We start from the raw sequence: 23561 nt of genomic DNA, 5'->3' as shown, positions 1-23561 counted from the left end.
GTACCGATACGCAGGGCCGCCCCTCCTCGTGAGGAGAAAGGCGCGGCCAAAAAGTCAGCGTGGCCCTCCTGGCCCCCCTCCGGCTCCCCCCAGGCCGCCGCCAGGACCTTCGCCAAAGCCACCCGCGGCACCAAAGCCGCCGAAGCCTTCGTTCCCCCCACCGCCTCCCCCCGCCGATCGGGCGCCCCTGTCATGCGGGCCGTCGGCGCCGCCGGCGTCACCCCGATGGCCAGCCAGGCCGCCGCCCGTCTCGACCGGCGGTGCGTGCCCGTGCCGCGCTTGCGCCCCCTGCGGGTGACTGGACCGTGGAGCGCCGAAACGGCCGCCTGGCACGCCCTGTGGCGGCGCAGCGCCAGCGTGGCCGTCGCCCTGCTGGCGGAGGTCAACGGCGATGAAGCCGCCATCCGGCTGGCGCCGCAGGTCCACCACGGCCCATTCGCCGGAGACGTCGGGCAGGCGCAGCGTTGCGGCGAGTGGAGCCCGCAACGCGCCCAGGGCCAGCTGCCCATCCTGGATGGAAACATAGCCTTCGAGCACCAGTCGCTGCGCGGCGCCGAAGCGCAGGGCCGGGTTGGCACGCAGCAGGTCCAGTCTCGCCTGCTCGACCTCGAGGGTGCCGCTGGCATAGGTGCCGCGGAGGGTGACCGGCCCGGTCCAGCGGGAGAAGCCGGGGGGCGCATGCAGGCGCAGGCCCGCCACCTTCCAGCCATCCTGCCCGACCGTGGCGGTCCCTCGCACCAGCACCGTCCCGGGCGCGCGACGGCTGATCCGGGTGGCGAGAATGGCTTCGTCCGGCCGGCGGAAGCCACTCACCGCCACCCATTCCCCCAGGCCTGGGAAGAATGCCGCGCCGGCAGCCTGGCCAGCCAGGACCCGCTGCCCGGCCACCTGCAGCACGCCGCCAGGCCCGGCCGCCTCCACGGGGCCGGATACCTCATGCCGCACCGCGACGCTGTGTGCCGTGAGCCGCTCCCCGGAGCCGCTCGCCTCGATCACCACCCGGTCGCCGACATGCAGGCCGCTGCCGGCAGTGTCGTACTGCACTTCCAGCCCGTTGACGCAGATGCTGGCGAAGCCGGAGACGGTGCCGCTGATGCCGGTTCCGCCGATGCCGCGATCCTCGCCATCCTCGCCGCTGAAGAAAGGGGCGCGATCGGCGAGGGGGCCGGGCGGGCCGCCGTCAGGGCCAGCCTGGCAGAGGGCGGGTGCCTCCGCCGCCGGCGGCATGAGACCGGAAAGGGCGGGCGCGCAGCCGGCCAGCAGGGCCAGCAGCAGGAAGGGGGCAGGGCGCATGGCTAGCGTGCCGCGGCCGCCGGCGGCTCATCCTCGGCATAAACATAGACGCCGAGGTTGACCCGCCGCGTCGGGGTTCCCGGGGATTCCTCGCCGGAGGCGTCCAGCCAGGCCAGGGCCTGCCGGTTCAGCTCAACCAGCATCTGCTGCCCCGCCGCGCGCCACTGCGCCTCCAGCCGCGCGGCCAGCTCCGGCGGCAGCCGGTCATAGTGCAGCCCACGCTCGAAAAAGGGCGGCTTGGGGCTGGCCACGTTGATGCTGGCCGCCGCCAGGTGGTCACGCAGGTTCCGCGTGAAGTAGTAGAGCTGCTCCGCGCTGCCGGGGGGTGGCAGGAAGGCACCTTGCTTCAGCACCACCCGGCCATCGGCATCGAGCGAGACAAGGCCTTGGCTCAGCCAGTCGTCCAGCACCGCGCGTGGCCGCACGTCGGTGGTGACGGAGGCGACAAGCGCCTCGAAGGAGGGCGTGCCGGCCGGCGCGGTGCGGGGCAGCGGCAGGGGGCGGGCGGCCGCATCCGTGTATTGCGGCAGGCCCAGCCAGCGCGCGATGGCCTGGCTGGCGACGGTCACCACCGCCGGCACTTCGGTGCGCGCCTCGCCCTGCTCGCGCAGCCGGCGGATCTCCTTGCGATGGACGCCGGTCAGCAGGCTGATGCGGCTGTCGCTGCGGGCGCCTTCCCGCTCCAGCGCCTCGGCGGCCACCTGGACATAGAGCGTGCGCAGCAGTTCCGCCAGGATCGGAAAGGTCACGCCGCTGCGGATCAGCAGGCGCACCAGAGGGCGCAGCAGTCGGGCAACCGGGCGGAGCAGGTCCTGCGGGGCGGGAGGCTGGGAAAGTTCGTGCACCAGGGTCCTGCGGCTGGAGAGCGCTGACACCTCCTTCCTAGCAATGGGCACCCTCCACGTCGCCCCACCCCGGCGCCCTTGTGGGACAATTTGCCGCGCGATCGGCCAGGCTGCGGAAAGGGAGAAGAGGCCTCGCCTTTTCCCCCTTCCTCTCGTCGCCGGTACGTCGGATGCGCGCGGTTCGGGCTGAACGGTCGTCGCCCTGGGCGAGGGAGGCGACGCCTTGGAGGGTGACGTGCTCGGTCGAGCCGTCGGCGGCGTGGATGGCGAAGACGAAGCCCTGCTCGCGGGTGAGGGTGGCGCCGGCGCCGAAGCCCTGAGCAGCAGGGTGTCGCCGCCGCTGCGGCCGGCGCCCTCGAAGTCGGTGACGACGTCGTGGCCCATGCCCTTGGCGATGACAAAGGTGTCGTTGCCGCCGCCGCCGGTGAGCACGTCGTTGCCGGCGCGGCCGTCGAGGGTGTTGGGGCTGTCGTTGCCAATGATGCGGTTGGCCAGCGCGTTGCCGGTGCCGGCGGTCCAGGAGGTGCCGGTGATGACCAGGTTCTCGACGTTGCCGGGCAAGGTGTGGCTGGAGAGCCAACTCCCCGCTGTGCCTTGACCCTCCTGCGCCGCGCTGCCTAGCCTCGCCCTACCCGCTGACGGGAACAGGGAAGGAAACAGCCATGCAACGCCGCACGCTCCTCCAGGGGGCCGGGCTGGGCGGTCTCGCCCTCGCCTTGCCTTCTCTCGCCAGGCCCGCCCTTGGCCAGAACAGCCGCGCCGGGACGCTGCGCTTCGTTCCCCAGGCCAATCTGACGGCGCTCGACCCGATCTGGACCTCGGCGATCGTCACCCAGATGCACGGCTACCACATCTACGACACGCTCTACGCGGTGAACGGCGCGCAGAAGCCGCAGCCGCAGATGGCGGAGGGGCATACCGTCTCGGATGACGGCCGGGTCTGGCGCATCCGGCTGCGCGAGGGGCTGAAGTTCCATGACGGCGAGCCGGTGCGCGCCACCGATGCCGCCGCCAGCCTGGAGCGCTGGTCCAAGCGCGACCCCTTCGGGCAGTTGCTGGCAAAGGTGGTGGAGAAATGGGGCGCGGCGGACGACCGCACGGTGGAGATCCGCCTGACCCGCCCCTTCCCGATGCTGCTGGACGCCATCGCCAAGCCGGACGCCAACGTCGCCTTTGTCATGCCGGAGCGGGTGGCGAAGACCGACGCCAACACCCAGCTCAAGGAAATCGTCGGCTCCGGCCCCTTCCGCTTCAAGGCGGACGAGTTCGTCGCCGGCAGCCGGGCGGTCTATACCAGGTTCGAGGGCTACCAGCCGCGCCAGGAGGCGCCGGACTGGGCCAGCGGCGGCAAGGTGGCGCATTTCGACCGTGTCGAGTGGCACATCATGCCCGATCCCGCCACCGCCGCCGCGGCGCTGCAGGCGGGCGAGGTGGACTGGCTCGAGCAGCCGCTGAACGACCTCCAGCCCATCCTGCAGCGCAACCGCAGCATCAAGCTCGACACGCTCTTCCCCGCAGGCTTCCTGAGCCTGATGCGGCTGAACAACCTGCACCCCCCCTTCGACAAGCTGAAGGTGCGGCAGGCGGTGGCGCTGGCCGTCAACCAGCCCGACTACATGCAGGTCACCATCGGCCAGGACAAGTCGCTCTGGCGGGAGTGCCACAGCCTGTTCCCTTGCGGCACGCCCTATGGCACCGAGGACCTCTCGGAGCTGGCGCGGCCGCCGCGCAGCCTGGACCGCGCCAAGGCGAGGCTGGCGGAATCCGGCTATGCCGGCGAAAAGGTGGTCATCATCAACCCCACCGACTTCCCGCTGATCGGCCCGCACGGGCAGCTCACCGCGGACGTGCTGCAGCGGCTCGGCATGAATGTCGAGCTGGCGGAGACCGACTGGGGCACGGTGGTGCAGCGCCGCGCCAGCCAGGAGCCGGTGGAGAAGGGCGGCTGGAGCATCTTCCACACCTATGGCTCGGCCATGGCCTATGCCAATCCCGGCGTTTCCTCGCTGGTGAAGGGCACGGGGCGGCAGGGCTGGTTCGGCTGGTTCAGCAGCCCGAAGATCGAGGCGATGATCCAGTCCTGGCTGGAGGCGCCGGACGAGGGCACGCGCAAGAACCTAGCCGACGAGATCAACAAGATGGCGCAGGACGAGGTGGCGACCATTCCGCTCGGGCAGTTCGTCTCCCGCACCGCCTATCGCACGGATCTCACCGGCTTCGTGCAGGGCAGCATGCCCTATTCCTGGGGGGTGCGGCGCGCCTGAGGGCGCCGCCAGCGGATGGGAGGTCCAGGCCAAACTACAGGTTTGGCCAGGGTCCTGGCGGGGCGGGCGTGGGAGGGGCAGCGCCCCTCCCGGCTCAGGCGGCGACGCGCCGCAGCCACTCGCCCGCCTTGGCGAAGGCCCGGTCGGCGGCGCCCACATGCCCGCCTGCGCGCAGGAAGCCGTGCACCGTGCCGGGGAACAGCGCCTCCTCCACCGCCACGCCCGCCGCGCGCAGCCGCTCGGCCATGGCGAAGTTCTCGCTGGCCAGCACGTCCAGCTCGGTCAGCGTCATGTGCACGGGCGGCAGGCCGCGCAGGTCGGCGCGCAGCGGCGCGGCGAAGGGATTGAAGCGGTCCGCCTGCTGCGGCGCATAGGCATCCCAGTAGAAGCGCATCCGCTCCCGCGTCAGGCCGTAGCCGGTGGCGAACTCCTCGTATGAGGGGGTGTCGAGGCGGCTGTCATAGACGCCATAGCCGAGCAGCAGGCCGCGCAGCGTGACCTCCGGCGCCTGCTCGCGCAGCAGCAGGGCGGCGCCGAGGGCGAGGTTGGCGCCGGCGGAATCGCCGCCCAGCACCATGCGCGCCGCATCCAGCCCCCATTCCCCGCCGCGCGCGGCCACCAGCCGTGCCACGCCCGCACATTCCTCCAGCGCCTGCGGAAAAACCGCCTCCGGGCTCAGCGCATAGTCCGGCCCGAGCACGGCGCAGCCCGAGGCGGCGGCGTACTGGCGCATGGTGCGGTCATGCGTGTCGATGCTGTTCCACACCCAGCCGCCGCCATGCAGGTAGATGAGCACCGGCATCGGGCCTTCGGCGGCCACGGGGCGGTGCAGCCGGCAGGCGATGCGGCGGCCGCGCACCGGCAGCCAGATGTCGCGGCTTTCCGCCATCCCGGGCCCGCCGCCGAGCGTCAGGTTCAGCGCGTCGTTGCTGGCGCGGGCGGCGTCGAAGGGGCGCTCCATCCGGATTGGCGGGAAGTCCTTGGCGCGCGCGTCCATCATCGCCTGGAAGGCGGCCATCTCGGGATCGGTGCGGGGGTCGGTCTGGGCGTCGGGCATGGCGAATCCGTCCTGCTGTGCCCCGCCATTCAACGCCTGCGGGCCGGGAGCGCAACTCGGGGAGGGCGGCTCTGGACGCGGCGGGGCGGCGGGCGCAGCTTCTGGCCTCCCCTTGCCACCGGAGCCCTCCCATGGCCGCGTCGCGACAGCTCCACCTCGGCGCCTTCATGCGCCCGACCACCATCCATACCGGCGCCTGGCGCTACCCCGGCGCCTTCCCCGACGCCAACTTCAACTTCGCGCACCTGAAGCGCTTCGCGCAGACGCTGGAGCAGGGCTGCTTCGACGCCTTCTTCATGGCCGACCACCTGGCGCTGCTGAACATGCCGATGGAGGCGCTGAAGCGCAGCCACACCGTCACCTCCTTCGACCCGCTGACGCTGCTGCCGGCGCTGGCGGCGGTGACCGAGCGGATCGGGCTGATCGCCACCGCCTCGACCACCTTCAACGAGCCCTACCACGTCGCCCGCAAGTTCGCCTCGCTCGATCACCTGAGCGGCGGCCGTGCTGGCTGGAACGTCGTCACCACCTCCAACCCCGACGCGGCGCTGAACTTCGGGCTGGAGGAGCATGTCGAGCACGGGGAGCGGTACCGTCGTGGCCGCGAGTTCTTCGACGTGGTGACGGGGCTGTGGGACAGCTGGGCCGACGACGCCTTCCTCCGAGACCAGGAGCAGGGCCTGTTCTTCGACCCGGACAGGCTGCACGTGCTGGACCACCGGGGCGAGCACTTCCGGGTGCGTGGCCCGCTCAACGTGGCGCGGCCCATCCAGGGCTGGCCGGTGATCGTGCAGGCCGGCGCCTCCGAGGCCGGGCGCCAGCTCGCCGCCGAGACCGCCGAGGTGATCTTCGCCGCCACGCCCACCCTGGCGGACGGGCAGCGCTTCTACCGCGACGTGAAGGGTCGCCTGGCGGCGCTCGGCCGCGCGCCGGAGCAGCTGAAGATCCTGCCCGGCGCCTTTGTCGTGGTCGGCGGGACGCCGGAGGAGGCACGCGCCAAGCGGGCCAGGCTGGACAGCCTCGTCTACTACGAGAGCGGCATCGCCGCGCTCTCCATCGCGCTCGGCCACGACGCCTCGCGCTTCGATCCGGACGGCTCGCTGCCGGAAATCCCGCCCAGCAACGCCAGCCACAGCGGGCGGGAGCGCGCCATCGCCCTGGCGCAGCGGGAAGGGCTGACGGTGCGGCAACTGGCGCAGCGGCTGGGCGGCTATGCCGGGCTGGCGATGGTGGGCACCGCCGCCAGCATCGCCGACCAGATGGAGGAATGGCTGCTGAGCGAGGCCTGCGACGGGTTCAACGTGATGTTCTCCCATGTGCCCGGCGGGCTGGACGACTTCGTCGGGCAGGTGGTGCCGGAGTTGCAAAGGCGTGGCCTGTTCCGCCGCGCCTATGAGGGGCGGACGCTGCGCGACCACCTCGGCCTGCCGCGCCCGGCGAACCGCTTCTTCCCGGATTGAGGCCCGCCCGGACCAGCGGCCCCCGCGCCGCACGCTCGCGTGCGCCGTGGGTGGCGGCACCCGCCGGCGCTTGACCGGAGCCTGCCCTTCTGCCCCGATTCCGGGCATGACCGCTGACAATCCGCTCCTCGCCCCCTGGACCACGCCCTTCGGCCTGCCGCCCTTCGACGCCATCCGGCCCGAGCATTTCCCGCCCGCCTTCGAGCAGGCGATGCGGGCGCATCTGGACGAGATCGCCGCCATCGGCGCCCATCCGGCCGCGCCCAGCTTCGCCAACACGATCGAGGCGCTGGACCGCGACTGGTCGCCGCGCCTCGCCCAGCACGGAATGCGGGTGGCGCTGGACCCGGCGATCTTCGCGCGCGTCGACGCCCTGCACGCGCAACGTGATGCGCTGGACCTGGCGGAGGACCAGCGCCGGCTGCTGGAGCGCACGCATCTCGGCTTCATCCGCAGCGGCGCGGCGCTGGACGCGGCGGGCAAGGCGCGGATGGCCGCGATCACCGAACGGCTGGCGGTGCTGCACACCGCCTTCGGCCAGAACGTGCTGCATGACGAGAAGGCCTGGCACCTGCCGCTCGCCGAGACGGAGCTGGACGGGCTGCCGGACTTCCTGCGCGCCGGCGCGGCCGAGGCGGCGGCGGAGCGAGGCCTCTCGGGCTACGCCATCACCCTGTCGCGCTCGCTGATCGAGCCCTTCCTGACCTTCTCCGCCCGGCGCGACCTGCGGCAGGCGGCGCATGCGGCCTGGGTGGCGCGCGGCACGCATCCCGGCGCGCATGACAACCGCCCGCTGATCCCGGAGATCCTGGCGCTGCGGCGCGAGCGCGCGAAGCTGCTGGGCTATCCCGGCTTCGCCGAGTTTCGCCTGGCCGACAGCATGGCGGGCTCGGTGGAGGCGGCGGAGGGGCTGCTGGCCGAGGTGTGGGAGCCCGCCCGGCGCAAGGCGGCGGCGGAGCGCGACCGGCTGCTGGAGATGGCGCGGGCCGAAGGCCTGGAGGGGCCGCTGCAACCCTGGGACTGGCGCTACTACGCCGAGAAGGTGCGCCGCGCCGACTACGACCTCGACGAGACCGCGCTGAAGCAATACCTCGTCCTGGAGAACGTCCAGCAGGCCGCCTTCGACACGGCCTCGCGACTCTTCGGCCTGAGCTTCGTGCCACGCCCCGACCTGCCGGCCTACCACCCGGACGTGCGCATCTACGAGGTGCGCGACGCGGAAGGGCATGTCGGCCTGTTCCTCGCCGATCCCTTTGCGCGGCCCGACAAGCGCTCCGGCGCCTGGATGAGCAGCTACCGCGACCAGGAGGCGATGGACGAGCCGGTCTCGCCGATCGTCGTCAACAACAACAATTTTGCTCGTTCCACGCCGACGCTGCTGAGCTTCGATGATGCCGAGACGCTGTTCCACGAGTTCGGCCATGCGCTGCACGGGCTGCTCAGCCGGGTGCGCTACCCCGCGCAGTCCGGCACCTCGGTGCGGCGGGACTTCGTCGAGCTGCCCTCGCAGATCTACGAGCATTGGATCGCGCTGCCGGAGACGCTGCGCCGCTATGCGCGCCACCACGAAACCGGCGCGCCGATCCCGGAGCGGATGATCGAGCGGCTGCTCGCCGCCCGCAACTTCAACCAGGGCTTCGCCAGCGTGGAGTACACCGGCTCGGCGCTGATCGACATGGCGCTGCAACGCCACCCCGCGCCGGAAGGCCTCGACATCGAGGCCTTCGAGCGGGACTTCCTGGCGCGCACCGGCATGCCGCCGGAGGTCGGCCCGCGCCATCGCCCGGCGCATTTCCAACACCTTTTCGCCGGGGGCGGGTATGCCGCCGGCTACTACTCCTACCTCTGGTCGGAGGTGCTGGACGCGGACGGGTTCGAGGCCTTCGAGGCCGCTGGCGATGCCTTCGACCCTGCCATCGCCGCACGGCTGCGGCAGTTGCTCGGCGCCGGCGACACGCGGGACCCGATGCAGCTCTACATCGCCTTCCGCGGCCGGCCGCCGAGCACGGCCGCGCTGCTGCGCAACCGGGGACTGGCGGCCTAGCCAGGCGCTGGCGCGCCGCCTCAGAGCATGGGGCGGCCGCCGGTGACCGGGATCAGCGCGCCGGTGATGTAGCTCGACTCCGGCGCGGCCAGCATGACATAGGCGCAGGCGAGCTCCACCGGCTGCCCCGGCCGCCCCATCGGCGTGTTCTTGCCGAACTCGGCGACATGGTCCGCCGGCATGGTTGAGGGGATCAGCGGCGTCCAGATCGGCCCCGGCGCCACGGCGTTCACCCGGATCCCCTTCTCCGCCACGAGCTGCGCCAGCCCTGCCGTGAAGTTGGCGATCGCACCCTTGGTGGTGGCATAGGCCAGCAGCGAGGGGGAGGGGTTCTTGGCGTTGATCGAGCTGGTGTTGATGATGGTGCTGCCCGGCTTCATCCGCGGGATGGCCGCCTTGCACAGGTAGAACTGGCTGTGGATGTTGGTGCGGAAGGTGACGTCCCATTCCTCCGCGCTGATGTCCTCGATGCTGCTGAACGAGGCCTGGTGCGCCGCGTTGTTGACGAGGATGTCGAGCCTGCCGAATTCCTTCAGCGCCTGCTCGACGAGGCCTTTGCAATAGCCTTCGTCCTTCACGTCGCCCGGCGCCAGAACGGCCTTGCGGCCGGCCTGCTCGACCCAGCGCGCCGTCTCCTTCGCGTCATCGTGCTCGTTGTAGTAGGAGATCAGGACGTCGGCGCCCTCGCGCGCGAAGGCGATGGCCACGGCCCGGCCGATGCCGGAATCGGCGCCGGTGATGATCGCCGCGCGGCCCTGCAGGCGGCCGCTGCCCTTGTAGCTGTCCTCGCCATGGTCGGGCTTCGGGTCCATCTTCCCTGTGGAGCCGGGCATGTCCTGCTGCTGCTTGGGCAGCGGGGGCTTCGGGGGATCGTTGATCTGTGTGCCGGCCATGCTTCTGCTCCTGCGACTGCGGGATGCCATGCCGTCCGGCGGAAGGCGTTTCCAAACCTCCCGGCGGCCGCATGCATGCTGTGGTTATCGCAGGGATCGCCGGAAGGTTGCCGCATGCCGGAGGTGCCACGCGGGCAGGCCTGGGCGGCGGCGGGGATGCAGGAGGGCGCCTGGATCGTCCCGCCGCCGGCCGTCAGGCGAGATGCGCCTCGAGACCGAGGATCGACTCCCGCATGCGTGCCTGCAGCAGCGCCCCCTCGCGGGGTGGCAGGACAAGCTTGAGCGTCTCGGCGTCGATCTTGACCTGCGCGAAAAGCGGGCCGGACTTCTCGTGGATCGCCGCGCGCAGGGGCGCGACCTCATCCTCCCGCCGGATGCTGAGGACGCGCGGGATACCGGCGGCTTCGGCCATGCCGGCGAGGTTGACGCCGGCGCCGGTATGGGTCGGCTGCATGCCGGTCTCGCCATAATGCTCGTTGTCCAGCACCACGACGGAAAGGTTCAGGGGCCGCGCGACGGCGATGGTGGCAAGCGCGCCGATGCCCATCAGCATCTCGCCGTCGCCAGTGATCACCAGCACAGGGAGGGAGGGTTGCGCCAGGGCGAGCCCGAGCCCGATCATGGCGGCCGAGCCCATGCCGCCCCAGAGCGGCAGGTTGCGCGGATGGTCGCCCACGGCCGTGATGTCCCAGGCGGGTGCGCCCAGTCCTGCGATCACCACCAGTTCGCCGCGCCCGGACAGGAGCGTGGAGACGACCTCGCGCCGGTGGAGCGTGCCGGAGGATTCGGGTGGCATGGCTTACTCCTTGCCGAAGGTCTTGGCGCCAAGCACACGCTGGCCGATCAGCGTCGCCGTCGGGCGGAAGGTGTTGAAGGCCAGCCGCAGCGTGGCGTCGGCGGTGGGCACGATGTCCTCGGCATGGTCGGCGCGACGCACCAGCGTGCCCATGGCCTCCAGCACGGCCTGGGTGGCGTTGCCCATCGGCACCTGGGCCGGGTTGAACTCGCCGAAGTCGCCACGCATGGTGACGAGCATCGGCATCGGCGTGCGGTGCAGGATGCTGAGTGAAAGCATGTTGATGCAGTTGCCCACGCCCGAGCTCTGCATCAGCAGCACGCCGCGCTCGCCGCCGAGCCAGGCACCGAGCAGCAGGCCCATGCCTTCTTCCTCGGTGGTCAGCGAGATGGCCTTGATCGAAGGGTCCGCCTGGCAGCGCCGGATCAGCCTGGAGTGGCCGGCATCCGGCACGAAGGCGACCTGCCGGACCTGATGCGCCTTCAGCAGGTCGAAGAGCGCGTCCGGCCAGGTGGCCGTGTCGCTTGGCGCCACGTCCATTCCGTGATTATCCACCCAGATCCTCCCGTTTGTGCTGGCCGGAAAAGCAAGAATCGGCCGCCTGGCGGCAGGCTGCGGATAGCCCGCAGCGCTTTCCCGGCCAGGCCGGCGCCGCAGCAAGTTTGGAGGCCGGGACGATTGTCTGTCAATGCTGGCAGCGGCGGGCGAGGCAGCGAGGGCAGCGCAGGAAAGCGCGGCAGCGAAGATGCCGCATCTGGGTGGAAGCGCCGCACGGTTTCACGGCGGCATCGGCCAACAATTCCGGCGGCAGAAAAGCGTTGCCACCTCGTATCATGCCCTGTCTAATGCCGCCGGGCTTTCGTCGAAGAATGGAAGACCGGAGGAAAACGCCATGGTTGGGCACCCGGATCGCCGGGGCCGTCGCCCATGCTGATCTATGTGCTGCGACGACTCGGCTTCGCGCTCGTCACCTGCCTCTTCATCTCCGTTCTCACCTTCGTCATCATCCGGCTGCCGCCGGGCGACTTCGTCGATGCCTATATCGCCAACCTTGCCGCGAGCGGCAGCTCGATCTCCGTCGATCAGGCGGCGGCCATGCGGCATGAGTACGGTCTCGACCGCTCGGTGCTTGTGCAGTACTGGAACTGGATGAGCCGTGTCCTGCAGGGCGATTTCGGCGTCTCGATGATGTGGCGCAGGCCGGTCACCGAGGTGATCGGAGACCGACTCTGGCTCACCATGGTGGTTTCCGTCGCCGCGCTGTTCCTGACCTGGGTGATCGCGCTGCCGATCGGCATCTACTCGGCGGTGCGGCAGTATTCCTTCGGCGATTACGTCTTCACCATGCTGGGCTTCATCGGGCTCGCCATGCCGAACTTCCTGCTGGCGCTGATCCTGATGTATTTCGGCTTCCGCTATCTCGGCCTGAACGTCGGCGGGCTGTTCTCGGCGGAATACGTGCAGGCGCCCTGGAGCCTGGCGCGCGCCTGGGATCTGGCGAAGCACCTGCCGCTGCCGGCCGCAGTGCTGGCGCTTGCGGGCACCGCGCAGCTCATCCGCATCATGCGCGCCAACCTGCTGGACGAGCTGCGCAGGCCCTATGTCGTCACCGCCCGCGCCAAGGGCCTGACCGAACGCCGCGCCATTCTGAAATATCCGGTGCGGGCGGCGCTCAACCCCTTCGCCAGCTCGATCGCCTACCTGTTTCCCTATCTCGTCTCCGGCAGCATCATCGTCTCGCTGGTGCTCGGCCTGCCCACGGTGGGGCCGCTGCTGCTGCAGGCGCTGGTGGCGCAGGACATGTTCCTGGCCGGCGCCATCGTCATGCTGCTCGGGGTGATGACCGTGTTCGGCACGCTGATCTCGGACATGCTGCTGATGTGGATCGACCCGCGCATCCGGCTGGAGGGACGCTGATGAGCGCCACCGCCGCGGGCGATCCGCCGGCCAGCAAGGCGGAGGCCCGCTTCGCCGAGGCGACGCAGCTGCAACTCACCTGGTGGCGCTTCCGCCGGCACAAGCTGGCGCTGGCGAGCCTTGTCATCGTCGCGCTGTTCTATGCCGTCGCCGCCTTCGCCGACCTCCTGGCGACCAACGACCCGCATGCCACGGATGCCCGCCGGAGCTTCATTCCGCCGCAGGGCATCCACCTCTTCGACGAGAACGGCTTCAACCCGCATGCCTATGGCCTGCGCGGCGTGCGCGACATGCGTACCTTCAAGCTGAGCTACGCGCCGGACGAATCCCGCAAGCTGCCGGTGCGCCTCTTCGTGCGCGGCTACGACTACGACCTGCTCGGCCTCTTCCGGACCAACATCCACCTCTTCGGCGTGCAGGGCGCAAAGGCGGGCGAGGGCATCTTTCTTTTCGGCACGGACCAGCTCGGGCGCGATCTCTATTCGCGCATGATGGTGGCAACGCGCGTCTCGCTTTCCATCGGCCTCGCGGGCGTGCTGCTCAGCCTGTTCCTGGGCGTGCTGCTGGGGGGCATCTCCGGCCTTTACGGCGGCTGGGTGGACACGCTGATCCAGCGCCTGATCGAGCTGCTGCGCTCGGTGCCCACCATTCCGCTCTGGATGGGGCTGGCGGCCGCCTTGCCCAATACCTGGAGCGTGACGCAGGTCTATTTCGCCATCACCCTCATCATCTCGCTGATCGGCTGGACGGACCTCGCCCGCGTGGTGCGTGGCCGCTTCCTGGCGCTGCGCGAGGAGGACTTCGTGGTCGCGGCGGAGCTTGCGGGGGCCAGCCAGGGGCGCATCATCTTCCGCCACATGCTGCCTTCCTTCGCCAGCCATGTCATCGCGGCGACGACGCTCGCCCTGCCGGCGATGATCATCAGCGAAACATCGCTGAGTTTCCTCGGCCTCGGCCTGCGCCCGCCGGCGGTGAGCTGGGGCATCCTGTTGCAGGACGCGCAGAACATCCAGGTGCTTTCCGGCGCGCCCTGGCTGCTGCTGGCGGCCGTGCCGGTGACGGTGGTGATCCTGGCGTTCAACTTCCTCGGTGACGGGCTGCGCGATGCGGCAGACCCCTATGGCTGAGCGCGTCGTCCTGGCGGTGCGCGACCTCGCCGTGCAGTTCGGCAGCGAGCAGGGCGTGGTGCGCGCGCTGGATGGCGTGAGCTTCGACCTGCACGCCGGCCGCACGCTGGGCATCGTCGGCGAGAGCGGCTGCGGCAAGAGCGTCACGGCGCGCTCCATCCTGCGGCTCGTCGAGCGGCCGGGCATCATCAGCGGCGGCCGCCTGCTGCTGGACCCCGGCACGCCGGAGGAAGCCGACCTCGCGAGGCTCGACCCGGATTCGCGGCAGATGCGGGCGGTGCGCGGTGGCCGCATCGGGCTGATCTTCCAGGAGCCGATGACGGCGCTCAGCGTGCACTACACCGTCGGCAACCAGCTCATCGAGGCGGTGCGGCAGCACAGCACGGCTTCCGCCGCCGAGGCGCGCGCGCGCGCCGTCGAACTGCTGCGCGAGGTCGGCATTCCCCGTCCCGAGACGCGCATCGACGCCTATCCCTTCGAGCTGAGCGGCGGGCTCCGGCAGCGCGTCGGCATCGCCATGGCCCTGGCGGGCGACCCCGACATCGTCATCGCCGACGAGCCGACCACGGCGCTCGACGTCACCACCCAGGCGCAGATCCTGGCCCTGCTGAAGCGGCTGCAGGCGCAGAAAGGGATCTCCCTCATGCTGATCACGCACGACATGGGCGTGATCGCGCAAATGGCCGACGAGGTGGCGGTGATGTATCTCGGGCGCGTCGTCGAGTTCGCGCCGGTGCGGCAGCTCTTCGCCGCACCGCGCCATCCCTATACCCGCGCCCTGCTGCGCGCGGTGCCGAGCATCCTGGCGGCGCCGCGCCAGCGGCTCTCCACCATTGGCGGCGCGGTGCCGCATCCCGGCATGCGGCCGGCCGGCTGCCCCTTCCATCCGCGTTGCGGCGAGCGGCTCGGTGCCGTCTGCATGGAGCGCATCCCGGCGCCCGTGCCGACCGGGCGGCCGGGCGCGAGCTGCTTCCGGGAGGAGGAGGCGGCATGAACGTGCTGGAGGTGCAGGACCTGCGGAAGCACTATCCGATCCGCGCCGGCCTGCTGCGCCGGGAGGTCGGGCGGGTGCGTGCGGTGGACGGCGTCAGCTTCCACATCGCCCGCGGCGAAACCCTGGCCCTGGTGGGCGAGAGCGGCTGCGGCAAGACCACCGTCTCGCGCTGCATCCTCCGCGCCCTGAGGCCCAGCGCGGGCTCGATCCGCTTCGCGCCGGAGGAGGGGCAGGAGGTCGATCTCGCCACCTTGCCGAAGCGGCAGATGCGGCCGCTGCGGCGGCACATCCAGATGATCTTCCAGGACCCCTATGCCTCGCTGAACCCGCGGATGATGGTGGGCGACATCATCACCGAGCCGCTCAAGGTGAACGGCGTTCCGGCGGCGGAGCGGCGCGAGCGCCTGATGGAGCTGCTGGAACTGGTGCAGATGCCGCCCGCCGCGCGCTCCCGCTTCCCGCACGCCTTCAGCGGCGGCCAGCGGCAGCGCATCGGCATCGCCCGCGCCCTGGCGCTGCATCCGCAGCTCGTGGTGGCCGATGAGCCGGTTTCGGCGCTCGACGTCTCCGTGCAGGCGCAGATCATCAACCTGCTGCTCGACCTGCAGGACCGGCTCGGCCTTTCCATGCTGTTCGTCGCGCATGACCTCAGCGTGGTGCGGCATGTCAGCGACCGCGTGGCGGTGATGTATGTTGGACGGATCGTCGAGATCGCGCCGACCGACGCGCTCTACCGTGCCCCCCGCCATCCCTACACCGAGGCGCTGCTCGCCGCCGTGCCGGCGCCCGACCCGGCGCGGCAGCAGCGCCGCGAGGCCGCCCGCGGCGAGGTGGCCGACCCCGCCAACCCGCCACCCGGCTGCGCCTTCCATCCCCGCTGCCCTTATGCCGTCGAGCGTTGCCGCGTGGAGCGGCCAGAGCTTGCGGCAACAGAGTCGGGACGCTGGGTCAGTTGTCATCGTGCCCGGGAGCTCGACCTCCTGGGCGTCGGGTAAACAAGAAACAGGGGAGGACATCATGCTGCGACGGAGGGAGCTGGGGCTTGTCGCGCTCGCCGGCTGGGCGGGCAGCGCATCTGCGCAGTCCAGCGGCGGCTTCCATGATTCCGGGCTGGTGGGCAAGCTGGAGGGGCCGGAAATCCTCACGGATCCGGCGCAGCGGCCGAAGCAGTTCAAGGAGGCGCCGGTGCTCGCCGAGCAGGTGCGCGCCGGCCGCCTCCCGCCGGTCGAGCAGCGCCTGCCACAGGACGTCATGGTGGTGAAGCCGCTGCGCAGCACCGGCAGGTATGGCGGCACCTGGCGTCGCGGCTTCATCGGCCCCGGCGACAGCGAGAACGGCAACCGGTTGATGTCCGCCGACAAGCCGCTCTTTTTCAATGAAGCCGGCACCGAGCTGCGGCCCTGCCTGGTGCGGGACTGGGCGGTGAGCGAGGACGGAAGGCAGATCACCCTGCACCTGCGGCGCGGACTGCGCTGGTCCGACGGCTCGCCCTGCACCGCCGACGACTGGATGTTCTGGTTCGAGGACCTCTACAGCAACCGCGACCTGGTCCCCGCCCCGGCGCCGGAGCTGGCCTCCAACGGCAAGCCGGGCCGGATGGTGAAGGTGGACGAGGCCACCATCCGCTTCGAGTTCGAGGAGCCCTACTTCCTTTTCCCGCAGATGCTGGCCGGCGACACCCTGGTCGGCGGCGGCAGCACGCGGCTGCAATCCGACGGCCGCACCTACGCGCTCTACGCGCCGATGCACTACCTCAAGAAGTACCTGCCGAAATACACCCCGGTGGAGGAGCTGACGCGGCAGGCCAAGGCGGCCGGCTTCGGCAACTGGGTGGAGCATTTCAAGTTCAGGTCGGACTGGCGGCTGAACCGCGAGGTGCCGACGCTTTGCGCCTGGCGCATGGTGCAGCCGATCAACACGCAGCTCTGGGTGCTGGAGCGCAACCCCTACTTCTATGCGGTCGACAGCGAAGGGCAGCAGCTTCCCTACATTGACCGCGTGCAGATGACGCTGGCCGAGAACCCGGAGGTGGTGAACCTGCGCGCCGTGGCCGGCGAGTACGACTACCAGGAGCGCTTCATCGACCTCGGCAAGCTGCCCGTGCTGCTGGAGAACCAGGACCGCAGCGGCTACCGCGTGCATCTCGACCTCGGCTTCAACGGCGCCGACTCCGCGCTCTATCCCACGCTGACCTACTCGGAGGACGCCGAGATCGGGAAGTGGCTGCGCAACGCCGATTTCCGCCGCGCCCTGGCGCTCGGCATCGAGCGCGAGCAGCTCAACGAGGCGTTCTGGCTCGGCCTCGGCACGCCGGGCTCGGTGATCCCGGATGAAAGCATGCCGCAGAGCCCGGGCGAGGAATGGCGGCGGAAGTGGTCCACCCACGATCCGGCGCAGGCCGTCGCGCTGCTCGACAAGATCGGCCTGAAGAAGGACAGCGAGGGCTTCCGCCTGCGCGGCGACAACGGGCAGCGGCTGCGCCTGGAGATCGCGGTGGCGCAGACGCTCTCGCCCACCTGGCCGCAGCAGGCCGAGATGGTGGTGCAGCACTGGCGCAAGATCGGCATCACCGCCGACGTCAAGGTGATGGAGCGGAGCCTCTGGTACACCCGCGCCTATGCCGACCAGCACCAGATCGCGCTCTGGACCAACAACGGCACGGAGAACCTCTACCTCTTCCCGCGCTACGTGCTGCCGGTGGATCCGCTGGGCGGCGTCATGAGCAACGCCTATGCCGCCTGGTACGCCTCCAACGGCGCGCAGGGAAAGCAGCCGGCGGAGCCGGAGATGCAGCGCGCCTTCGCGCTGATGCGCGCCGCCACCAGCCAGAAGGAGGCGGAGCGCAACGAGACGGCGAAGGAGATCTGGAAGCTGGCGGTGGACCAGCAATGGGGAATCGGGCTGGTCGGCCTTTCACCCGCCTTCATGGGTGTGCGGGTGGTGAACCGGAAGCTGGAGAACGTGCCCGCCCGCACCGCCATCTCGCAGCATTGCCGCACCCCCTGGGGCGGGCACCCGGAGCAATGGTTCTTCACCTGAGCGGCCATCCTGCCGTCCGGGCCGGGTGGGGGGAGGGCGGCCGGCGCCTGCGGCCGCCCGATCCCCGGGTGGACAGCGCCGGCGGGGGAGGCGATCCTTTCCGCAACAAGAACCGGAGGAAGCCCATGATCCGCTCCACCATGCCCGGCCGGGGGATCGGCCGGCGCGGCCTGATGCTGGCCGCACCGGCGGTGCTCGCCGCGCCCGCCCTTGCCCAGCCGGCGGCGGACTGGCCCAACCGCACCGTGCGCGTCATCGTGCCCTGGCCGCCGGGTGGCGGCGCCGACACGGTGGGGCGCATCCTGTTCAACCACATCGCGGAGGCCATGAAGGCCTCCTTCGTCATCGAGAACCGTCCCGGTGCCGCCGGCGCGGTGGGCGCCGCCGCCGCCGCGCGCGCGGAGCCGGACGGCTACACGGTGCTCTACGACGCCACGCCGGAGGTGATCAATCCGGCGCTGCGCTCCGACCTGCCCTTCGACCTCTGGCGCGACCTGCGCCCGGTGTTCCTGGCGGCCGTGGTGCCGAACCTGCTGATCGCCACCAATGCGGCACCGGCCAGGACCCTGCCGGAGCTGATCGCCGCGGCAAAGGCAACGCCGGGCGGGCTGAACATCGGCTCCTCCGGCACCGGATCGGCGCAGCACATGGCGCTGGAGCTGTTCCGGCTGGCGGCGGGCATCGAGGTCAACCACGTGCCCTATCGCGGCGGCGGCCCGCTGGCGACCGACGTGATCGGCGGCCAGATCCGCTACGGCTTCGCCAACGCCTCGGGAGCCATGACGCATGTGAAGGGCGGCCTGCTGCGCGCGATCTGCCACACCGGCAGCGGCCGCCTGACCTCGCTGCCGGACGTGCCGCCGATGTCGGACACGCTGCCCGACACCGTTGCCTACGAGTGGAACGGGGCCTTCGTGCCCACCGGCACGCCGGATGCCGTCGTCGCGCGGCTGAACGAGGCGATGAACGCCGCCATCCGGGCGCCGGCGGTTGCCGCAAGGCTGGCCGAGCTGAACGTCGGCACCCGCCCCAACACGCCGGAAGAGTTCACCACCTTCCTGCGCGGCGAGTGGGACAAGTGGCACCGCGTGGTGCGCGACGGCAACATCCACGTCGAGTGAGCTCCCCGTGACCCTTCCCACCCCTGGCCCGGATCCACGTCCCGAGCCGGTCTCCCCGGCGCCCCCACCCGGCGGCTGGGATTGCCACGCGCATATCTTCGGCCCTTCGGACCGGTTCCCCTATGCCGAGGGGCGCGGCTACACGCCGCCCGATGCGCCGCCGGCGCATTTCCTCCGCCACCTGGACGCGCTGGGTCTGGCGCGCGGGGTGGTGGTGCAGGCCAACGCGCATGGCCTCGACAACCGTGCGATGCTTGCGGCCCTGGCGGCGGCACCGGAGCGGCTGCGGGGCGTCGCCATCACGCCCGCCGGCACCGACGCGGCCACCCTGCGCGGCTGGCACGAGGCCGGCGTGCGCGGCCTGCGCTTCCACCTGTTCCATCCCGAGCACCGGCCGGACTACCGGCGCGGCGTCGGTTGGGATGCGGTGGAGGCGCTCCTGCCTACCCTGCTGGAACTGGGCTGGCACGCGCAGTTCTGGGCCGATGCGCGGGCGCTGCCGGCGGAAGAGGAGCGGTTGGCGCGGCTTGCCGCCCGCCTGCCGGTGGTGTTCGACCATTTCGGCGAGAGCGATGCGCGGCAGGGGCCGGAGGCGCCCGGCTTCCGGGCGTTGTTGCGGCTGGTGGGGGAGCATGGCGCCTGGGCCAAGCTGTCGGCGCCCTACCGCGTTTCGCTGCAAGGCCCCGACTACGCCGACGCCAGGTCGCTGCACGAGGCGGTGCTGCGTGCCGCGCCGGAGCGGGTGGTCTGGGGCAGCGACTGGCCGCATCCGCAGATTCCCGCGGAGCGGATGCCGAACGACGGGCGGCTGCTGAACCTGCTGCTGGCCTGGACGCCCGACCCGGCCGACCGGGAGCGCGTGCTGGTGCGCAACCCGGAGCGGCTTTACGCAGGCTGAGGCAAGCGCCTCATGCCGCGAGATTGAGGCGGTTGCCCAGGGTGGTGACCGCCTGGATTTCCGCGAAGACGGTGCGCAGTTCCTCGGCGACGGCGTGCCGCCCCTCCGGCCCGGCAAGGCTGCCGATGGCGATCAGCGTGCGCAACCGCACGGAGGCTTCCGCGTGATGCGCCGCCACGAGGTTGGCGAAGGCGTCCTGAAGCCCGGCGCCCTCGGCTTCGATCAACGTGCTGCCCATGTCCATCGCGTCGGCTCCCCCTGTGGAGGGTGAGCTTAACGAGGCAGGATTGAAGAAGGTTTAAGGGCGCGCGGGAAGGCACCGGCCCTTCCCGCGCTTCCTGCGGGGCGGTGGCGGGGCCCGGAGTGGCACGGTCATCCCGGTGGGGTTTCAGGCGTGGCGTCCCTGGCTTCCGCTGTTTCGCCGAGCAGCGCCGCGTCGATCTGCGAGAGCAGCTTGGTGAAGTCCACCGGCTTCGGGTGGTAGTCGTCGCAGCCCGCCTCGATCACCTTGGCGCGGTCGCCGGCCATGGCATGGGCGGTGAGCGCGATGATCGGGATGCGGACCGTCGCCTCCTCGCCCCGCAAGGTGCGGGCGACGGTCCAGCCGTCCATCACCGGCAGGTTCATGTCGAGCAGGATGACGTCCGGCTTCTCGCCGCGCGCCTTGTCGAGCCCTTCCTGCCCGTCATGCGCCAGCGCCACCTCGAAGCCGCGCCGGCGCAGGCGGCGCGAAAGGAAATCCCACAGCTCCTCATGGTCCTCGACCAGCAGGATCTTTGTCATCGCGTTCCTCCTTCCGTGGTGGCGTTGGTCAGGCGAGGCGAGCCCGCCGCGATGCGGCGCAGCTCCTGGACCAGTTCTCCGGAGATGCCTTCTTCCCCCGGCGTCAACTCGTGCACGGTGGCGCGCAGGCGGCGCAGCTCCGCCTCGTCCACGCCGCTGCCGGTCAGCGCGATGATGGGCAGGCTGCGCCCCTCGGGCCGCCGGCGCAGCTCCTGGATCAGCGCGAAGCCATCCCCGGCGCCGTTGCCCTGAACTTCCACGAGGAGCAGGTCCGGCAGGGGGGGCGACGCCATGCGCTGCGCGGCGCCGGCGGCGTTCCCGGCCTCCTCCACGGTCCAGCCCTCGCGCTCCAGCAGGCGGCGCAGCTCGGCGCGTTGCTCCGTGTCGCTCTCGATCACCAGGGCGGTGGTGGATGCCGGCTGCATGCGGAAGCGGTCCAGCACCTGCTTCAGGCGGCCCCATTCCACGGGCTTGTTGAGGTAGTCGGCGGCACCGAGCGAGAAGGCCAGGCCGCGCTCCTGCACCACGGTCACCATCACCACGGGCGTCTCGGCCAGATCGGGATCGGCCTTCAGCGCGGAGAGCACCGCCCAGCCGTCCAGCCGCGGCATCATCACGTCCAGCAGGATGGCGGCGGGGCGGAGCCGGCGCGCCATGGCCAGCCCGGTCTTGCCGTCGGCGGCGGTGCGCACGGCGAAGCCCTCGCGGCGCAGAAAGCGCGCCAGCAGGTCGCGCGTCGCCACGTCGTCGTCCACCACCAGCACCAGGCCGGCGCCGCCCTGCTCCTCGGCGGCCAGGCTGGCCTCGCCGGCCTGCACCGCGGCCTCGCCCTCCTCGGTGCGCACCTCGCGGAGGTCGGCCGGCAGCAGCAGGGTGAAGCAGGTGCCTTCGCCGGCCTCGCTTTCCACGTCGACATGGCCGCCGAGCATGGTGACGAAGGCCTTGGTGATGGCCAGGCCCAGCCCGGTGCCGCCGAAGCGCCGGGTGGTCGAGCTGTCCGCCTGGGTGAACCGCTGGAACAGCTTCTCAAGCTGCTCGCGCGTCATGCCGATGCCGGTGTCGGTGACGCGGAAGGCTATCCAGCCCGGACGGTCCGCCACCGGTGCGGCGCTGAGCGTGACGCGCCCCTTCTCGGTGAACTTGGCGGCGTTGCCGAGCAGGTTGAACAGGCACTGGCGCAGCTTGACGGGGTCGGAGTGCATCGGCGGCAGTTCGGGGTCGATCTCCACCGCCAGCGTGTTCGCCTTCCGCTGCACCAGCGCGTCCACCGTGCCGGCCACCTCGCGCAGCAGGGCAGCGGCGTCGAAATCCTCCGCCTGCACCTCCATCTTGCCGGCCTCGATCTTGGAAAGGTCGAGCACGTCGTTGATCAGCGAAAGCAGGTGCCGGGCATTGGAATGGATCTTCGCGAGGTCCTCCCGGAAGCTTTCGGCGCCTTCGAGGTCCTCGGCCTCCTCCTCCAGCATCTCGGAATAGCCGATGACGGCGGAGAGCGGCGTGCGCAGCTCATGGCTCATGTTGGCGATGAACTGGCTCTTGGCGCGGTTCGCCTCCTCCGCCGCGGCCTTGGCGAGCGCCATGGATTCCTCCGCCTCGCGCATCTCGGTGATGTCCGTGTTGGTGCCGAACCAGCCGATCAGCCGGCCCTCCGGAAGCTCGGCATCCGGCGCGTCGCGCAGCGGCAGGGCGCGGGAGAGGAACCAGCGGAAGCGCCCGTCGGCACCGCGCAGCGGGAAGGTGTCCTCCCAGGCTTCGCCGGCGGCGACCGCCTCGCCGAAGCGCTGGATGACGGTCTCCGCATGATCGGGATGGAGCAGCGCCTGCCAGCCGGAGCCGCGCATCTCCTCCGGCGTGCCGCCGGCATACTCGTACCAGCGGCGATTGTACCATTGCACCGCGCCCTCGGCGTCGGTCATCCAGGCGAGCTGCGGCACGGAGTCGATGATCATGCGCATCCGTGCCTCGCTGCGGCGGATCCGCTCCTCCATCCGCCGGCGCGCGGTGACGTCGGTGGCCGCCAGCCCGACGCCTTCCAGGGCGGCCTGCTCGCCGCGGTTGCCCAGGGGGAAGAAGCTCATCATCAGGTGGCGTGCCGGCCGGTCGGGACCGTCGGGCCGCAGCATCACCTCGATGTCGGATTGCGCCTGGCCACCCTCCAGCACCAGCCGCAGCCGCGGCTCGACCTGCTCGCGCACCGCCTCCGGCAGGCGGCCGCCATGGGCGCCCAGCACGCGCTCGTCGAGCATGGCCAGGGCCTTGTTGGCGTGGTCCAGCCGCAGGGCGCGGTCGAGGAAGCCAAGGCCGACGGGCGCATGCGCCATCACCCCGTCCAGCAAGGCGGTGGCGCGGCGCTCGGCGCGGCGGCGGTTGCGGGCATAGAGGGCCAGCAGCAGGCAGGCAGAGAGGGCGGACACCAGGGAGAGCACGGTGAGCCAGGTGGAGCGCTGTTCGTTGCTCACCATCAGCCGGCCCAGGCGGTCGCGTGCCGCCTGCTGCACCCGGGCCACCTCGGTGCGCGCGGTGTCCATCAGCTCCTTGCCCTCGCGCGTCGCCACCATCCGAAGGGCCGCGTCGCGGCCGCGCTCGCGCTGGACTTCAAGCACGCGGGCCGTCCAGGCCAGCTTCGCCTCGGCAAGCCGGCGCAGCGAGCCGGCGGTGAGCTCGCCCTCGGTGGCGCCCGGCGCCGGCGGGATGGCGCTCCCCTCCAGCGCCTTCAGCAGCGCCTCCACCTTCGCGCGCCCGTCGTGATAGGGGGCCAGATAGGCCGCGTCGCCCACCAGCACGAACCCGCGCTGCCCGGTTTCCACATCCTTCAGCGCCGAGAGCAGCGCCTCCGCGTTCAGGACATGCGAAGAGGCGGCGACAATGGCGGCGCGGCTGGCGCTGGCGGCCCACCAGCCGCCAAGTCCCGTCCCGAGGGCCACCAGCAGCAGCAGCGCGGCGCCCAGCAGGGCAGGGCGCAGCCTGCCGCGATGGGGCGGGGCGGTGTCGGGCGCGGGCGAGGTCGTGGCGTCGGGCAAGGCGGTCGGT

The 23561-nt window shown here is 71.1% G+C and carries 19 protein-coding genes and 1 pseudogene; 10 read left to right on the top strand and 10 right to left on the bottom strand.

Annotation, left to right across the window (positions count from 1 at the left end; genetic code table 11):
• Positions 1–54: 54 nt before the first annotated feature.
• The 3 genes and pseudogenes from E0493_RS17035 to E0493_RS23505 form a co-directional block, all read right to left on the bottom strand.
• Positions 55–1293 carry a DUF5666 domain-containing protein gene (locus E0493_RS17035; protein ID WP_160938448.1) on the bottom strand — a complete coding sequence of 413 codons (1239 nt, stop codon included), beginning with the start codon at positions 1291–1293 and terminating at the stop codon, positions 55–57.
• A 2-nt stretch (positions 1294–1295) separates the two neighbouring features.
• Entirely contained in the window at positions 1296–2138 is an 843-nt protein-coding gene (locus tag E0493_RS23165; protein WP_367614536.1) for a DUF6502 family protein, read from the bottom strand.
• A 450-nt stretch (positions 2139–2588) separates the two neighbouring features.
• Positions 2589–2699: pseudogene (locus E0493_RS23505) on the bottom strand (hypothetical protein); the annotation flags it as partial.
• Positions 2700–2800: 101 nt separating this feature from the next.
• On the opposite strand from E0493_RS23505, the gene E0493_RS17025 reads away from it, so the two are divergent.
• Positions 2801–4402, top strand: a complete 1602-nt coding sequence (locus E0493_RS17025; protein ID WP_160938446.1) for an ABC transporter substrate-binding protein — start codon at positions 2801–2803, stop codon at positions 4400–4402.
• A 94-nt stretch (positions 4403–4496) separates the two neighbouring features.
• Here the strand turns inward: E0493_RS17025 and E0493_RS17020 are convergent, their stop codons facing one another.
• Positions 4497–5459 carry an alpha/beta hydrolase fold domain-containing protein gene (locus E0493_RS17020; protein ID WP_160938445.1) on the bottom strand — a complete coding sequence of 321 codons (963 nt, stop codon included), beginning with the start codon at positions 5457–5459 and terminating at the stop codon, positions 4497–4499.
• 131 nt (positions 5460–5590) lie between these two features.
• Here E0493_RS17020 and E0493_RS17015 point away from each other — a divergent pair, with 131 nt between their 5' ends.
• Complete coding sequence (locus E0493_RS17015; protein WP_160938444.1) at positions 5591–6919, top strand: LLM class flavin-dependent oxidoreductase; 1329 nt, start codon at positions 5591–5593, stop codon at positions 6917–6919.
• Positions 6920–7025: 106 nt separating this feature from the next.
• The gene (locus E0493_RS17010) at positions 7026–8963 is read left to right on the top strand and encodes a M3 family metallopeptidase (RefSeq protein WP_160938443.1); all 1938 of its coding nucleotides are present in this window, start codon (positions 7026–7028) and stop codon (positions 8961–8963) included.
• 20 nt (positions 8964–8983) lie between these two features.
• Here E0493_RS17010 and E0493_RS17005 read toward each other — a convergent pair whose 3' ends face one another.
• From E0493_RS17005 to E0493_RS16995, 3 genes are all read right to left on the bottom strand, one after another.
• Positions 8984–9856 (bottom strand): SDR family oxidoreductase, encoded by an 873-nt coding sequence (locus E0493_RS17005; protein WP_160938442.1) that lies wholly within the window; start codon positions 9854–9856, stop codon positions 8984–8986.
• A gap of 193 nt (positions 9857–10049) precedes the next feature.
• Positions 10050–10652, bottom strand: a complete 603-nt coding sequence (locus E0493_RS17000) for a thiamine pyrophosphate-dependent enzyme (RefSeq protein ID WP_160938441.1) — start codon at positions 10650–10652, stop codon at positions 10050–10052.
• 3 nt (positions 10653–10655) lie between these two features.
• Positions 10656–11192, bottom strand: a complete 537-nt coding sequence (locus E0493_RS16995) for a thiamine pyrophosphate-binding protein (protein WP_160938440.1) — start codon at positions 11190–11192, stop codon at positions 10656–10658.
• A 387-nt stretch (positions 11193–11579) separates the two neighbouring features.
• Here E0493_RS16995 and E0493_RS16990 point away from each other — a divergent pair, with 387 nt between their 5' ends.
• The 7 genes from E0493_RS16990 to E0493_RS16960 all read left to right on the top strand — a co-directional run bounded on the left by E0493_RS16990 (position 11580) and on the right by E0493_RS16960 (position 19748).
• A complete protein-coding gene (locus E0493_RS16990) occupies positions 11580–12569 on the top strand; it encodes an ABC transporter permease (RefSeq protein WP_160938439.1) in 990 nt (329 codons plus the stop codon).
• A complete protein-coding gene (locus E0493_RS16985; protein ID WP_160938438.1) occupies positions 12569–13696 on the top strand; it encodes an ABC transporter permease in 1128 nt (375 codons plus the stop codon). The genes E0493_RS16990 and E0493_RS16985 overlap by 1 nt, the downstream gene beginning before the upstream one ends.
• A complete protein-coding gene (locus E0493_RS16980; protein WP_160938437.1) occupies positions 13689–14690 on the top strand; it encodes an ABC transporter ATP-binding protein in 1002 nt (333 codons plus the stop codon). Before E0493_RS16985 ends, E0493_RS16980 begins: the two co-directional genes overlap by 8 nt.
• Entirely contained in the window at positions 14687–15685 is a 999-nt protein-coding gene (locus E0493_RS16975; RefSeq protein ID WP_160938436.1) for an ABC transporter ATP-binding protein, read from the top strand. The genes E0493_RS16980 and E0493_RS16975 overlap by 4 nt, the downstream gene beginning before the upstream one ends.
• 22 nt (positions 15686–15707) lie before the next feature.
• The gene (locus E0493_RS16970; protein WP_160938435.1) at positions 15708–17729 is read left to right on the top strand and encodes an ABC transporter substrate-binding protein; all 2022 of its coding nucleotides are present in this window, start codon (positions 15708–15710) and stop codon (positions 17727–17729) included.
• A 125-nt stretch (positions 17730–17854) separates the two neighbouring features.
• The gene (locus E0493_RS16965; RefSeq protein WP_160938434.1) at positions 17855–18850 is read left to right on the top strand and encodes a Bug family tripartite tricarboxylate transporter substrate binding protein; all 996 of its coding nucleotides are present in this window, start codon (positions 17855–17857) and stop codon (positions 18848–18850) included.
• 7 nt (positions 18851–18857) lie between these two features.
• Positions 18858–19748, top strand: coding sequence for an amidohydrolase family protein (locus E0493_RS16960; protein ID WP_160938433.1), 891 nt, complete (start codon positions 18858–18860; stop codon positions 19746–19748).
• 10 nt (positions 19749–19758) lie between these two features.
• Here the strand turns inward: E0493_RS16960 and E0493_RS16955 are convergent, their stop codons facing one another.
• The 3 genes from E0493_RS16955 to E0493_RS16945 all read right to left on the bottom strand — a co-directional run bounded on the left by E0493_RS16955 (position 19759) and on the right by E0493_RS16945 (position 23551).
• Positions 19759–19992, bottom strand: coding sequence for a hypothetical protein (locus E0493_RS16955; RefSeq protein WP_160938432.1), 234 nt, complete (start codon positions 19990–19992; stop codon positions 19759–19761).
• A gap of 128 nt (positions 19993–20120) precedes the next feature.
• Complete coding sequence (locus tag E0493_RS16950; protein WP_160938431.1) at positions 20121–20531, bottom strand: response regulator; 411 nt, start codon at positions 20529–20531, stop codon at positions 20121–20123.
• Entirely contained in the window at positions 20528–23551 is a 3024-nt protein-coding gene (locus tag E0493_RS16945; protein ID WP_160938430.1) for a response regulator, read from the bottom strand. The genes E0493_RS16950 and E0493_RS16945 overlap by 4 nt, the downstream gene beginning before the upstream one ends.
• Positions 23552–23561 lie beyond the last annotated feature (10 nt).

It is taken from the genome of Teichococcus coralli, assembly GCF_009829925.1.
GTDB lineage: Bacteria > Pseudomonadota > Alphaproteobacteria > Acetobacterales > Acetobacteraceae > Pseudoroseomonas > Pseudoroseomonas coralli.
The sequence above is the reverse complement of the archived record's forward strand: the minus strand, read 5'-3'. Positions and strand labels throughout refer to the sequence as shown.